A 14,589-nucleotide genomic window follows, 5' to 3' on the forward strand; every position below is an offset into this window, starting at 1 on the left:
ATGTGTAGAGCGCTCATGAGTTCAGGTGAATAAAAAAACCGGTTTGTGCCAGCGCCGGGAACACCGGCGGCGGCAACGGTGCCTATCTTAACGGAGTGGCTGGCTCAGTGTCTGGTAACCAGGGATGGTTTTTGTAAAAGTTTCCAAGCCATTCGCGCCCAGGCCCAGGCCATTCGACAAGCCCGTCAATTCCAGCTGGAAGAAGATCGGCGTCGAAACGGTATTGGACGTCGTCACGAAACGCTGGGCGCCCATGCGGAACACCCAGCAATCGCCCTTGTATTCCAGGCCGACCAGGCTTTCCAGCATGCTGCGGTTCTTCAAGGAGTAACTGATGCGGCCCACGCCATACAGGCGGTCCGTCAACGGCCATTGCGTCGATACTTCCGCATTGCGCCAACCAGCATCCCCACGCTGGAAACGATTGCTGAAATTCAATACTTTCTTGGCACCTGGCTGATATTGCAAGGTGTAGTTGTAGTTCATCAACTGGCGATCGCTGGGATTGTACTGCACCAGGCTGTCGGCGGTCCAAGTCTCGGACACGCGGCCCGTCGCGGCCAGCAGGATGTCCGAACGCGACTGGTTGACGGGCGTGGTCGAATTGAGTTGCACGCGCTGGTCGGCAAAATAGAAACGCTGGCCGAAGGTCAGGCGCATGCGTTCCGTACCGTCCGCCTGCAGGAAGCGCGATACCAGGGCGGCCGTGACCTGGTTGGCGTCGCCGATGCGGTCGCTGCCGACAAACCGGTTTTCCGTGAAGATTTGCGTCAGGTTGAAGGTGCCGTCGGCCGTATCGAATTTCGGGAACTGCGACTGGTCGCGGTACGGCGTATAGACATAGAACAGGCGCGGTTCCAGAGTTTGCGTGCCGCCCTTGGCGCCAAACAGATTCGTGTCGCGTTCGAACACCAGGCCGCTGTCGACCGAGAAAGTGGGCACGGCGCGCGTAAACGAGGTCGTATTGAACAGCAGCGCCTTGGTCCTGGCATCGTTATCAAGCTGATATGCGCTGGCATTGAGCATCAGCTTGGGCGTGACGAAGTAGCCAGGGCGCACGATGGGGAAACTCACCTGCGGCACGGCCACGAGGCGCGACCCTTGCACCTGGGTCGGATGGGCGAAACGCGTCGCTTCCGCGTCGAAGGTCCAGTCGAAGCCGCCCCAGACGTCATATTTTCCAGCGTGGAAGTTCACCGCCGGCAAGCGGTCATACGGGCGCGGCACGGTCGCCGTGGGATCGGGATCCTGCAGCACTTGGTAATTCTGCACGCGCGCCGTCAGACTCCAGTCCTCGGTGCGGTAATCGGTGCGCAATTCGCGCAGCAACTGGCGCTCGGTGGCGGTGGCGACGGTTTTCGAAAAATCGTTCGGGTAATTATTGTCGGACGCCTCGCGCAAATCCCAGCTGTAACTCCAGCCCTTGGCCAGCGCCTGCTCATGCTTGGACTTGATCATGTAGCGGTTGGTCTTGGTTTGCTTGTCGTTAGGCAAGAATTCAAACGACGTTTCGCCCTGGTACAGGCCGGCATCCGTTTCGCCCATGTAGCGACCCGTCGCACCGAGCTGGATGCCGCGCCGCTGGATGTAGCGCGGGTACAGGGTCAGGTCGCGGTTCGGCGCGATATTCAGGTAATACGGCATCAGCAGCTCGAAACCGTTCTTCGAGGCAAAGCCCGGCGTGGGCGCCAGCCAGCCCGAGCGGCGCGCGCCCGACAGCGAAAACGAGATGCCCGGCGTGCCCAGGATCGGCACGTCCTTGAAATAGATGATGGTTTTGCTGCCGGTACCCACGTCGCGGCCCGTATCGAGGTTCAAGGTGCTCGATTTCAGGTACCAGTCCGGATTCGGCCCTTCGCAGGTACTGTAGGTACCGTCGATGACATTGGCTTCATCGGGGTTGATGAAGTCGACGCGCTCGGCCTTGCCCTGGCCGCCGCCCACTTCGAAGCGGTATGTCGGGTTGAGCAGGAAACCCTTGCCGGTCTCCATGTTCAGCTTCAGGACGTCGCCCGTGTAGTAATCGCCGAAACGCCACATCTTGATATGGCCCTCGGCGTCGAACTCATCTTCAACTTGTTTGTAACAAGCTGTATCGGCCGTCATTTTTGTGGTTTTTCCGCGCTCAATCACGACATTCTGATCGAGATTGAGCTCCCTTTCGGGGCGTCCCTTCATGCTGTTTGCCGTCATGACGGTGGGCGCGTCGGGATCTTCCACATGAACCGGACGCGGCGCTTTCTGGGCGTGGACAGGCACCGTCGTGGCGGCGACGAGCGCGCTGATGGCGAAAGCCCAGCGCTGCGAAGGGGGGGAGGCCGAAAACCAGCTCATGAATTGGAAGGGGCAAGCACCATTGACAGGCGATTTTTTGATTTGAATCCCTTATTATATGGGAATCTGTGCGACACGCCTTAAAGCTCGGGTAGCTGGCCCCGGTCGCAACGTAGCAGTAACGGCTAGCAGCGCAGGAACTGCGCAGGCAAATCACTGGTTTACCAGTGATAAAACAGTGAGGGGCTCCCCGGAGTACCCATTCTTGGCAAGACAAGACACGCTGCGAGAACGTGGCTTGTCAGTCTTATACGCCCGCCGTATCACCGGCGAGTAGCTATCCCTTTGCCTGTTTTTGTTTACACAAAACATTGGAACTGTAGTTTATTTGCAAAGCTTGTGGATATTTTACATTTGCTTACAATTTTCTATATTTCAACAGTTTTCTGCAAGACTCGGTTTTCTCTCAACCGAGTCATACCCGAGTGAAACTCTTCGATATCTTGTCATGCTTCAGTGTTGCAACTGCTGCCATGACCGGATGTACGACCATCTGTCACCTACTTGAGTGTGCGTCGCCGGTAACGGCGGGGTGCAAAGCCTCAGGGACAACGTACCCCCATTCTTTTTCGGCAGCCAGGCGTGCGAACGCTTGGCTGGAGACTGCGAGCAGCGATGCGGTCCAGGGGCTAGGTGAGTGCTGCAAGGGCAATGTTATGTGAACCATCGTTTGAACCCTCGTAAATATTAATAGGCCAAAGCTGCTGGCAGGCCTAAACCAAACGGTACGTGGCTGGTTATCTCCGTGGATTCTGGGGATACGTCGTCATTCAGCCACCGGGGGAAAGATGGGCCCTAAACAGCCAGTCGCGATGTAGCTGTCGCGTCGATATCGTTGGGAACGTGGTAAGCCCGATTCCCTGCCGCTCGATCAAAGAACCGAGATAGCGGCAAGCAAACCGCAAGGCACGCCCTTGGGGGAGCGGGTAGAGGAGGATGGAGAAAGCGAATGCCGGGCTGTAATGGTCCGGATAGGGATTCAAGATTTGTCCCGGCCTGAAAGGGTGCCCACTTCCATCTGGTGTAATAGTCGTCATACGACTGTACTGGCTCCAGGCAGTCATCATTTTCAACCACCCCGAAGGGATGCAGCTCACCCTTCGGGGATGCGCTGTGTCTCGTCGGAACAACTACACGAGGTTCAGCATGAAAGTAACCGCTAGCAGTCTTGCCGGTTCTGCGTCCTCGCACGTGCCAACTGAATGGGTCGCCATCAACTGGCGGCTCGTACAACGCAACGTGAGAGCCATGCAGCATCGATTAACGAAGGCTACACAGGAAGGCGACTGGCGCAGGGCGAAAGCGCTGCAAAGGTGGCTAACCCACTCGTTCAGCGCGAAAGCGCTGGCAGTCAAACGAGTGACAGAGAATCAAGGCAAACGAACCGCAGGCGTGGACCAGCAGTTGTGGGACTCAGCAACGCAGAAGTTCGCTGCCATTGCGCAGTTGAAGAAACAAGGCTATCGGCCCCTGCCATTACGGAGGGTCTTTATTCCCAAGTCAAATGGAAAGATGCGCCCACTGGGCATCCCTACCATGCGGGACCGGGCGATGCAGGCGCTTCACCTGCTGGCATTGGATCCGGTCTTGGAAACGCTGAGTGATCCCAACTCATACGGGTTTCGCAGAAATCGCTCAACGGCCGATGCGATGTCGCAAATTTTTCTCCAGACCTGCCGGAAAGTCTCGGCAACCTGGGTGTTGGATGCGGATATCGAAGGTTTTTTCGACAATATCAACCATCAATGGCTGGTCGACAATGTCTTCATTGATAAGTCGATCCTGTCTAAATGGCTGAAATCCGGGGTAATTGACCGGAAGCAATTGATGGCAACCACAGCTGGAACGCCACAGGGCGGCATCATCAGCCCTGCCCTTGCGAATTGGACGTTGAACGGGCTGGAGACTCAACTGATTGCGCACCTCGGTGCGAAATTCGGCAAGTCAAAGGCAGGCAAGCTCAAAGTCGGTGTCGTGCGATATGCGGACGATTTTGTCGTTACCAGTGGATCGAAGGAATTGCTGGAAACGGAAATTAGGCCATGGATCGAAGCATTCCTTGCAGTCAGGGGATTGCGACTGTCCAGTGCCAAAACCAAGCTCGTGCACATCGATGAGGGCTTCGACTTCCTGGGGTGGAACTTCCGAAAATATTCCGGGACACTACTCATCAAGCCAAGTAAGAAGAACATGAAAACGTTCTATGAAAAGCTGAGGAAGACGATCAGCGAAAACATCGGGGCGAAGCAGGAGAATCTCATTCGATTGCTAAACCCCATGCTGCGGGGCTGGGCGCAATATCACAGCCCTGTAGTCGCCAAGGAGGCGTTTTCGACGATGGAGTCGCTGCTGTACTGGCGGCTTCGTCGCTGGGCCATGCGCAGGCATCCGAAGAAAAACGACAGTTGGATACGCGACCGATATTGGCGCCCAACCGAGAGTGGAAATCGGGTGTTTGCAGCGGACGTTGTCACAAAGAATGGCAATAAGGCCATGAAGGAACTGTACTCGTTACCAGGTACAGCGATTCTGCGTCACACGAAAATCAAGGGCGGCTATCACCCCTACGATCCGCAATGGGAACTGTACGGCGAAACCCTTCGGCAGGAACGCATGTTGAAAAACATGTCTTACCGGCGTGAGTGGGCCAAGCTCTACCTCGACCAACGTGGCTTGTGCGCTCTGTGTGGATACGAGATGAACATGGAAACCGGATGGCATGACCACCACATGGAATACCGTGTGGCAGGTGGTTCCGAGGCCCTTGGAAATCGCGTATTATTGCACCCAAATTGCCATATAAATGTGCACGCAAACGATTTACATGTTGCGAAGCCGGTCCCTGTATAGGGACTTTTATTATGCTTGAGCCGTGTGCGGTGAAAGTCGCACGCACGGTTCTTAGGGGGGAGAGCTTCCAGCAATGGGGTTCTCCTACCCTCCGCACCATCAACCCGATTCCACAGGCCGCTTAATGTCATTCTCCCCCAATTCCCCTGCCGCGCCGGCCTCCGCCGACGCTCGCCTGACCCTGTTGAAAGCCTGGTTGGCCCCGCTGAACCTCGTTGCGCCCGATTCCGCCCGCCCCGCTTCCAGCGATGCGAGCTTCCGCCGCTACTACCGTCTCGATGTGCTGCCAGGCAATACAACCTTGCCAGGAAGTACATTGATTGCCATGGATGCGCCGCCCGAGCGCGAAAACGTGCCCGCCTTCGTCAAGGTGGCCGGCTTGCTGAAAGGCGCCGGCGTATCCGTGCCCGAAATCATCGCGCAAGACCTGGACAACGGCTTCCTGCTGCTCTCCGACCTGGGCACGACCACCTACCTCGACGCCCTGAACCACGACAATGCCAGCGTGCTGTACGCGGAAGCGCTCGAGTCGCTGATGAAAATCCAACTGGCCAGCCAGCCGGACGTCTTGCCCGAATTCGACCGCGCCTTCATCCTGCGCGAAATGAACTTGTTCCCGGAATGGTTTATTGGCAAGCACCTGGGCGCCACCTTGACGGATGTGCAACAAACCCAGCTGGACAAGGTCTTCGAAGCCATCACGGCGAATATCTTGTCGCAGCAGCAAGTGTTCATGCACCGCGACTACCATTCGCGCAATTTGATGCACATCAACGATGGTTCGATTCCCAATCCCGGCATTCTCGATTTCCAGGACGCCGTCTTCGGCCCCGTCACCTACGACATCGCCTCGCTGCTGCGCGATGCGTATCTCCAGTGGGACGAAGAACTGGTGCTCGACTGGGTGATCCGCTACTGGCAGCGCGCCAAGCAGCTGGGCTTGCCAGTCAATCCCGACATCGACGCCTTCTACCGCGATTTCGAATTCACGGCCCTGCAGCGCCATTTGAAAATCCTCGGCCTGTTCGCGCGCCTGAATTACCGCGACGGCAAGGATTTGTACATGGGCGACCTGCCAACCGTGCTCGACTACGTGCGCAAGACGGCCAACCGCTATACGGAACTCAAGCCGCTGGTGCGTCTGCTCGATGCCCTGGAGAATAAGACGCCGCAAGTCGGCTATACATTCTAGGCACCTTCCCGCTGCGCGGCGTGCCCGCGCAGCCGACTTACCGATACAGAAAACGACTACCCATGAAAGCCATGATCTTTGCCGCAGGCCGCGGTGAACGGATGCGTCCGCTTACCGATACCTGTCCCAAACCGCTGCTGAAAGTGCGCGGCCGTCCACTGATCGTCTGGCATGTGCTGAACCTGGTGCGCGCCGGCATCACGGACATCGTCATCAACCATTCCCACCTGGGCCACCTGATCGAGGAAACCCTGGGTGACGGCAGCGCGTATGGCGCGCGCATCACGTACTCGCCCGAGAGCACGCCGCTGGAAACGGCGGGCGGCATCGCCCAGGCGCGCCACCTGCTGGGCGAGGAACCATTCCTCGCCATTTCCGGCGACATCTATTGCCCCTACTTTGATTTCAAGCAAGTACTCGATGTGCTGGCCGACAAGGACGTGCTGGGCACGCCGTATCCGGCCGACCAGCGCGACATCGCCTGGACGTACCTGGTGCCCAATCCCGACTTCCATCCCACAGGCGACTTCGGCCTGACCTTGTTCGCGATCAACAATACGGACGACACCAAGTGGACCTTCGCCAACATCGGCGTGTACCGTCCCGAGATGTTCGACGGCATCGCGCCCGGCAGCCACGCCAAACTGGGCGATTTGCTGCGCCAGTACGCGGACCAGGGCCGCGTGGGCGGCGAAGTCTATCCGGGCGAATGGACGAATGTGGGCACGCCGGCGCAGCTCGATGCCCTCAACGGCGTCACGGCCAAGGCCAGCGCAACATGATGGCCAACTACGCGGCACGGCGCGCGGCGCTGCTGGCGCAGATGCTGCCGGGCAGCGTGGCCATCCTCGCCACGGCGCCCGAAGTGCCGCGCAACAGCGATTGCGATTATCCGTACCGCCACGACAGCTATTTCTATTACCTGAGCGGCTTTACGGAGCCCGACAGCGCCGTGGCACTCGTGGCCGCCAGCGCCACGGCGCCGGCGCGCGCCATCCTGTTTTGCCGCGCCAAGAATACGGAGCGCGAAATCTGGGACGGTTTCCGCCACGGCCCCGAGGCGGCGCGCGCCAGCTTCGGCTTCGACGCCGCCTTCCCCATCGAGGAACTCGATGTGGAAATGACGCGCCTGCTGGCCGACGTCCCCGCCATTTACTATGCGCTGGGCGGCAGCCTCGATGCGCAGGTCAAGGTCTGGCGGCACAATGTGCGGCAAAAGGCCCGCAGCGGCGTCACGGCGCCCGCCATCGCGCATGACATCCATGGCATGCTCGACGCCATGCGCCTGCTGAAAGACACGCAGGAACAGCAGTTGATGCGCCGCGCGGCCGCCATTTCCAGCACGGCGCACGCGCGCGCCATGCGCGCCACGCGGCCCGGCATGCACGAATACGCGCTGGAAGCGGAGCTGCTGTACGAATTCCGGCGCAGCGGCGCGCAATTCCCCGCGTATTCCTCCATCGTAGCCGGCGGCGACAATGCCTGCATCCTGCATTACAGCGCCAACAACGCGGTATTACAGGACGGCGAGCTGGTACTGATCGACGCAGGCTGCGAACTCGATGGCTACGCCTCCGACATCACGCGCACCTGGCCCGTCAACGGCCGTTTCAGCGGCCCGCAGCGGGCCCTGTATGAACTGGTGCTGGCCGCGCAACAGGCGTCGCTGGACATGGTGCGCCCCGGCTTGCCGCACAGCGCCATCCACGAGGCGGCCGTGCAGGTACTGGCGCAAGGCATGCTGGACCTGGGTTTGCTGGACCGGCAGAAAAGCGGCAGCGCGCAGGACGTCATCGCCGACAAGGCTTATATGCCCTTCTACATGCACGGCACCAGCCACTGGCTGGGCATGGACGTGCACGACGTGGGGGCCTACCGCGACACGGACGCGCCCGGCAAGCCATGGCGCCCGCTCGAAGCGGGCATGGTGCTGACGGTGGAACCGGGCATCTATGTGCGTCCCGGCGCGGGCGTGCCGGAGCAGTTCTGGCATACCGGCATCCGCATCGAAGACGATGTGCTGGTCACGCCGCAAGGCCACGAAGTCTTCAGCACGGCGCCCAAGGGTGTCGCTGAAATCGAACAACTGATGTCACAGGATTAACGCCGCCGCATGCATACACCGTCCACTTTCGATCTCGCCATCTGCGGCGCCGGCCCCGTCGGCATGGCGCTGGCCGCCCTGCTGGTGCAGCGGGGCTGCCGCGCCGCCGGCATCGCCATGCTCGACGCCAAATCCCTCGACCAAGCTAGGCGCGACCCGCGCACCATCGCCCTGTCGCACGGCAGCCGCCAGATTCTCGAGGAAGCGGGCGCCTGGCCCGTGGCGGCGACCCCGATTCACCAGATCCACGTTTCGCGGCGCGGCAAGTTCGGGCGCAGCCTGATGGACCGCGGCGAGCATGGCGTCGAGGCGCTCGGCTATGTGGCCCGTTACGGCGCCGTCGTCAGCGCGCTGGCCGACGTGTGCGAACGCCTGGGCGTGGCCAGCCTGCGCCCGGCCCTGGTCACGGGCAGCGTGGAAGACGCCGATGGCGTCAGCGTGCAGCTGGAGCAGGAGGGCGCCGCGTCCAGCTTGCGCGCCAGCCTGCTGGTGCAGGCCGAGGGCGGTCTGTTCGGCCAGCAGCCGGAACGCGCCGTCAGCCGCGATTATGGTCAAAGCGCCATCATTGCCCACGTGCGCACCAGCGATCCCGTCGCCCACCGCGCGTACGAGCGCTTCACCGACGAAGGGCCGCTGGCCCTGCTGCCGCAGGACGATGGCTACGCGCTGGTCTGGTGCGTGCCGCCCACGCGCGCGGAACAGTTGCTGGCGCTCGACGAGGCAGCCTTCCTGGCGCGCCTGGGCGCCGCCTTCGGCAGCCGCCTGGGACGCTTTACCCACACGACGCCGCGCCTGGCCTATCCGCTGGGCCTGAACGCGCAGGCGGGCGGCACGGCGCGCACGGTCGCCATCGGCAATGCGGCGCAAACCCTGCATCCGGTGGCGGGACAGGGGCTGAACCTGGGCTTGCGCGACGCCGCCGTGCTGGCCCGCGTGCTGGCGCAGGACCGCAGCCCGGCCGGGCTGGAACGCTACGCCAGCCTGCGCCAGGCAGACCGGGGGCTGACCGTGCGCGTCACCGACACCATGGCGCGCATCTTCACGGGCAACGCGCCCACGCAAGGCTTGCTGGGCCTGTCGCTGGGCCTGCTGGACGCATTTCCCCCTGCGCGCAAGACGCTGGCCGAGCTGATGATGTACGGCCGCCGCTGAGTCTTAGCAATAAGGAAAGGGCACGGGCGAAAAAGAAACAGGCGGGCGATCCGGCATGGAGTAAACGGCCCGCGGATGCGACAATGGCTGTCACCTGGCTTTTGGCGACCGTTCCATGACAGATGCATTGCCCGCAGCACCGCCTGCCGCTCTTCCCGAAGTCCTCTTTTCCCGCCTGCTGGAAGACGCCCTCGACGCCGTCATCATCATCGACGAGCAGTGCCGCATCCGCTATATCAATGGCGCCATGCAAACGCTGTCGGGCTATGCCAGCGGGGAATTGCTGGGCCAGACCCTGAACGGCCTGCTGCCCGACGCCGTCGGCGCGCAGCACGACAACCACGTGCTCAACTACATCCGCAGCTCGCGCACCTCCAGCGTGCTGGGCAAGATACGCGAATTCGCCATCCGCCACCGCGACACGCAAATGATCCCCATCGAAATGAAGGCGATGGACCTGGGCGTGGTCGACGGCATGCGCTATTTCGGCGCCTTTTTGCTCGACGTGCGCGAACGGCGCGAACTGGCGGCGAAAAACGCCAGCCTGCTGGCGCAGCTGGAACAGCAGGCGCTGCACGATGCGCTGACGTCGCTGCCGAACCGCCGCGCCTATGAAGCGCAAGCCGAGCAGGCGATGGCGCGCGCGGCACGCAGCGGCGCCGCCCTGAGCGTGGGCGTGGCCGACCTCGACCACTTCAAGAAGATCAACGACCGCTATGGCCATGCCGTGGGCGACGCCGTGCTGCGCACGGTGGCGCAGGCGCTGCGCGACACGGGACGCATCACCGACGTGGCGGCGCGCCTCGGCGGCGAGGAGTTCGGCCTGCTGTTCCCCGACGCCAGCCTGCAGCAGGCACACCAGGTGGCCGAACGCATCCGCGCAGCCGTGGCGGCGGCGGTCACCGTGCTGCCCGACGGTTCCCCGCTGCACGTCACCATCAGTATCGGCGTGGCGCCGCTGGTGCAAGGCGCCAGCCTGGACGCGGCCATGTCGGATGCCGACAAGGCCCTGTATGTCGCCAAGCACCAGGGACGCAACCAGGTCGTCGCGGCAGCGGCCGGCCAATAAAAACGGCCCGCGCAAGGCGGGCCATCTTCAGTTGACCAAGGCATTGCCTTACTCGATTGCCTTCACCATATCCTCGATCACCTTCTTGGCGTCGCCAAACACCATCATCGTGTTCGCCTGATAGAACAAATCGTTGTCCAGGCCCGCATAGCCGGACGCCATCGAGCGCTTGTTGACGATGATGCTCTTGGCCTTGTAGGCTTCCAGGATCGGCATGCCGGCGATCGACGATTTCGGGTCTTTCGCCGCCGGGTTGACCACGTCGTTCGCGCCCAGCACCAGCACCACGTCCGTCTGGCCGAATTCGCCGTTGATGTCTTCCATCTCGAAGACCTGGTCGTACGGCACTTCCGCCTCGGCCAGCAGCACGTTCATGTGGCCCGGCATGCGCCCCGCCACGGGGTGAATCGCATACTTGACGGTGACACCCTTGTGCGTGAGCTTTTCCACCAGTTCTTTCAGCGAGTGCTGCGCGCGCGCCACGGCCAGGCCGTAGCCGGGCACGATGATGACGGTTTCCGCATTGCCCATGATGAAGGCGGCGTCGTCGGCCGAACCCGATTTCACGGGACGCTGTTCCTGCACGCCCGCCACGCCGGCGGCCGGCGCATCGCCGCCGAAGCCGCCGAGGATGACGTTGAAGAACGAGCGGTTCATGGCCTTGCACATGATGTACGACAGGATCGCGCCGGACGAGCCGACGAGCGAACCGGCGATGATCAGCATCGAGTTATTCAGCGAAAAACCGATGCCGGCCGCGGCCCAGCCCGAGTAGCTGTTGAGCATGGACACCACCACCGGCATGTCGGCGCCGCCGATGGGAATGATGATCAGCACGCCCAGCGCAAAGGCGATGACGGCCATGACGATGAACGGCGTCCAGGCCGGCTCGGCGCCGTCGGCAAAGCAGAACACCAGGCCCAGCGCGATCATCACCAGCGCCAGCACCAGGTTGAGCATGTGCTGGCCCTTGAAGCTGACGGGCGCGCCCTGGAACAGGCGAAACTTGTATTTGCCCGACAGCTTGCCGAAGGCGATCACCGAACCGGAGAAGGTGATGGCGCCGACAAAGGTGCCGATGAACAGCTCGAAGCGGTTACCGATGGGCAGCGCCTCGCCCTGTTTGGCGATATTGAAGGCCCATGGCTCGGAGACGGCCGCCACGGCGATGCACACGGCCGCCAGGCCGATCAGCGAATGCATGGCCGCCACCAGTTCCGGCATCTTCGTCATTTCCACGGTTTTCGCCAGGTAGGCGCCGATGGCGCCGCCCGTGACGATGCCGATGATGACGAGGGTCAGGCCCATGCCGCCCGCTTGCTGCTCCTTCAGTTTCAGGATCAGCGCCACGGTGGTGACGGCGGCAATGGCCATGCCGCTCATGCCGAAGGCATTGCCGCGGCGCGCCGTCGAGGGCGACGACAGGCCTTTCAAGGCCTGGATGAAGCACACCGAGGCGATCAGGTACATCATCGTCACCAGGTTCAGGGTGACGAAGCTCATGGCGTGACTCATTCTTTTGCTCCTTGCTTGGCTTTCGGTTCTTTTTTACGGAACATCTCGAGCATGCGCTGCGTGACGAGGAAGCCGCCAAACACGTTGACGGCGGCCAGGGCCACGGCCAGGGTGCCGGCCGCCTGCGCCAGCGGGCCTTGCGTCAGGCCGGCCGCCAGCATGGCGCCGACGATGATGATGGCGGAAATGGCATTGGTGACGGCCATCAGCGGCGTATGCAGCGCCGGCGTGACGGTCCAGACGACGTGGTAGCCGACATAAATGGCCAGCACGAAGATGATCAGGTTAATGATGGTGTGACTGATTTCCATGATGTGGTTCTCTCCCGGTGCCGCGTTGTTTTTGTAACTTATTTACGTAAGATTTCGCTGCCCGCACACACCAGGCTGGCCTTGATGATTTCATCCTCGCGGTCGATCAGCAACTGGTCGTCCTTGTCGATGATGAGCTTCAAGAAGTCCAGCACGTTGCGCGCATACAGGGCCGAAGCGTCGGCCGCCACCAGGGTCGAGAGGTTCGGTTCGCCCACGATGTAGACGCCGTGCTTGAGCACCGTCTTGCCCAGTTCCGAGAGCGGGCAATTGCCGCCCTGCTCCACGGCCAGGTCGACGATGACGGAACCGGGTTTCATGGCTTTCACCGTTTCTTCGGAAATGAGCACGGGCGCGGCGCGGCCGGGAATCAGCGCCGTGGTGATGATGATATCGGCCAGTTTCGCCCGTTCATGCACCAGTTCGGCCTGGCGCCGCATCCAGTCGGCCGGCATGGCGCGCGCATAGCCGCCCGAACCCTTGGCGATCTCTTTTTCTTCATCCGTGAGGAAAGGCACGTCGAGGAACTTGGCACCCAGCGACTCCACTTGTTCCTTGACGGGCGGGCGCACGTCGGACGCCTCGATGACGGCGCCCAAGCGCTTGGCCGTGGCGATCGCCTGCAACCCTGCCACGCCCACGCCCATGATCAGCACGCGGGCCGCCTTGACGGTGCCGGCCGCCGTCATCAGCATCGGCATGAAGCGCTGGTAAGTGTTGGCCGCCACCAGCACGGCCTTGTAGCCGGCGATATTCGCCTGCGACGACAGCACGTCCATCGACTGCGCGCGCGTGATGCGCGGCACGGCTTCCAGGGCGAAGGCGGACAGGCCGGCCGTGGCCATGGCGGCGATATTGTCCGCGTCAAACGGGTTCAACATGCCGATCAGCACCGTGCCGCTGGCCATCAGGGCCCGTTCATCGGCATCGGGCGCGCGCACCTTGAGCACGATGGCGCAGCCATAGGCTTCCTGGGCGGTGCCGATCTGCGCGCCGGCGGCGGCATACGCGTCGTCGGGAATCGACGCTTGCAGGCCCGCTCCCGATTGCACGACGATCTGATGTTTGGCTGCCAGCTTCTTGACTGTCTCGGGCGTTGCTGCCACCCGTGTTTCACCAGGCCGTGTTTCGGCCGGTATGCCTATCCTCATGATGCCTCCGCTAATTGATAAACTGACTAGAATCTAACACGGAAAGCAGCGCGTTAAACGTTTGTGAACCAGCAACTTTTAGTCGTACGACACTAATTTCACCAGCATCCCACGATTCGTTTCACCATGCGGCGCGGCGCCCATATTGTGGGAAAGGTGTGTCAATCTCACCACAGTCGAGCGTGCGTGCGCGCTTGTTTTGGCCACAGGGAAAGCCTATATTAGCGGGCGTTTCCTGCCATCTTGGCGACTAAGCCCCCATGCTAGTGCGCTCCCCGGGAAAGACGTAAGTACCTCCCACCGCTATTTGCTAAAACGTTGTCATTTATCAATATGTCCGCGCAACAGAAGGCCGGGTTCAAACCGCGCGCGCAGAACAAGATAAAATGTCGGCTCTTTCAAGGATGGAATCATGCCGAGAATCTGGAAACCCTCTGTCACCGTTGCCGCCATCGTCGAGCGCGACGGCCTGTTTTTACTGATTGAAGAAGAGACCAGCGAAGGCATCAAGCTCAACCAGCCGGCCGGTCACCTCGACCCGTTCGAGTCGCTGGAACAGGCGGTGATCCGCGAAACGCTGGAAGAAGCGGCCTACGATTTCATCCCCACGGCACTGGTCGGCATGTACATGTCGCGCTATCAGTCACTGCGCACGGGCGAGGACGTGACCTATTTGCGCTTCACCTTTTGCGGCACGGCCGGCGCCGAGCATGACCGCCCGCTGGACGAAGGCATCATCCGCACCCTGTGGATGACGCGCGACGAGCTGGCGGCGTGCCAGGAACGCCACCGCAGCCCGCTGGTGCTGCAGTGCGTGGACGAATACCTGGCTGGCCGGCGCGCGCCGCTGGCCCTGCTGCACACGCATGCGTCCGTTTTCAATAGCGCATAGCTACACGCATTGCCATATT

The 14,589-nt window shown here is 61.5% G+C and carries 11 protein-coding genes; 7 read left to right on the plus strand and 4 right to left on the minus strand.

Annotation, left to right across the window (positions count from 1 at the left end):
• Window positions 1-87 precede the first annotated feature (87 nt).
• A complete protein-coding gene (locus NCG91_RS22735) occupies window positions 88-2,334 on the minus strand; it encodes an LPS-assembly protein LptD (RefSeq protein ID WP_251351310.1) in 2,247 nt (748 codons plus the stop codon).
• A 1,146-nt stretch (window positions 2,335-3,480) separates the two neighbouring features.
• Here NCG91_RS22735 and ltrA point away from each other — a divergent pair.
• The 6 genes from ltrA (at window position 3,481) to NCG91_RS22765 (ending at window position 10,701) form a co-directional block, all read left to right on the plus strand.
• Window positions 3,481-5,184 (plus strand): group II intron reverse transcriptase/maturase, encoded by a 1,704-nt coding sequence (ltrA, locus tag NCG91_RS22740; protein WP_251351311.1) that lies wholly within the window; start codon window positions 3,481-3,483, stop codon window positions 5,182-5,184.
• 124 nt (window positions 5,185-5,308) lie between these two features.
• A complete protein-coding gene (locus NCG91_RS22745) occupies window positions 5,309-6,376 on the plus strand; it encodes an aminoglycoside phosphotransferase family protein (protein WP_099666250.1) in 1,068 nt (355 codons plus the stop codon).
• Between the two features lie 62 nt (window positions 6,377-6,438).
• Window positions 6,439-7,158, plus strand: coding sequence for an N-acetylmuramate alpha-1-phosphate uridylyltransferase MurU (murU, locus tag NCG91_RS22750; protein WP_251351312.1), 720 nt, complete (start codon window positions 6,439-6,441; stop codon window positions 7,156-7,158).
• Window positions 7,158-8,480 (plus strand): aminopeptidase P N-terminal domain-containing protein, encoded by a 1,323-nt coding sequence (locus NCG91_RS22755; RefSeq protein WP_251351361.1) that lies wholly within the window; start codon window positions 7,158-7,160, stop codon window positions 8,478-8,480. Before murU ends, NCG91_RS22755 begins: the two co-directional genes overlap by 1 nt.
• A 9-nt stretch (window positions 8,481-8,489) precedes the next feature.
• Window positions 8,490-9,632: an FAD-dependent monooxygenase gene (locus NCG91_RS22760; RefSeq protein WP_251351313.1), complete on the plus strand. Its 1,143-nt coding sequence runs from the start codon at window positions 8,490-8,492 to the stop codon at window positions 9,630-9,632.
• 115 nt (window positions 9,633-9,747) lie between these two features.
• Window positions 9,748-10,701, plus strand: a complete 954-nt coding sequence (locus NCG91_RS22765) for a GGDEF domain-containing protein (protein ID WP_077408800.1) — start codon at window positions 9,748-9,750, stop codon at window positions 10,699-10,701.
• A 48-nt stretch (window positions 10,702-10,749) separates the two neighbouring features.
• On the opposite strand, the gene NCG91_RS22770 is transcribed toward NCG91_RS22765, so the two are convergent.
• Genes NCG91_RS22770 through NCG91_RS22780 form a run of 3 tightly spaced genes read right to left on the minus strand, consistent with a single transcriptional unit; the run spans window position 10,750 to window position 13,678 of the window.
• Entirely contained in the window at window positions 10,750-12,204 is a 1,455-nt protein-coding gene (locus NCG91_RS22770) for an NAD(P)(+) transhydrogenase (Re/Si-specific) subunit beta (RefSeq protein ID WP_251351362.1), read from the minus strand.
• Between the two features lie 8 nt (window positions 12,205-12,212).
• The gene (locus NCG91_RS22775; protein ID WP_034778841.1) at window positions 12,213-12,527 is read right to left on the minus strand and encodes an NAD(P) transhydrogenase subunit alpha part 2; all 315 of its coding nucleotides are present in this window, start codon (window positions 12,525-12,527) and stop codon (window positions 12,213-12,215) included.
• Window positions 12,528-12,565: 38 nt separating this feature from the next.
• Window positions 12,566-13,678 carry a Re/Si-specific NAD(P)(+) transhydrogenase subunit alpha gene (locus tag NCG91_RS22780; protein WP_251351314.1) on the minus strand — a complete coding sequence of 371 codons (1,113 nt, stop codon included), beginning with the start codon at window positions 13,676-13,678 and terminating at the stop codon, window positions 12,566-12,568.
• Window positions 13,679-14,090: 412 nt separating this feature from the next.
• Between NCG91_RS22780 and NCG91_RS22785 the strand changes: the two genes are divergently transcribed.
• Entirely contained in the window at window positions 14,091-14,570 is a 480-nt protein-coding gene (locus NCG91_RS22785) for an NUDIX hydrolase (protein WP_010401817.1), read from the plus strand.
• Window positions 14,571-14,589: the final 19 nt, after the last annotated feature.

It is taken from the genome of Janthinobacterium kumbetense (assembly GCF_023703445.1).
GTDB classification, from domain to species: Bacteria; Pseudomonadota; Gammaproteobacteria; order Burkholderiales; family Burkholderiaceae_D; genus Janthinobacterium; species Janthinobacterium kumbetense.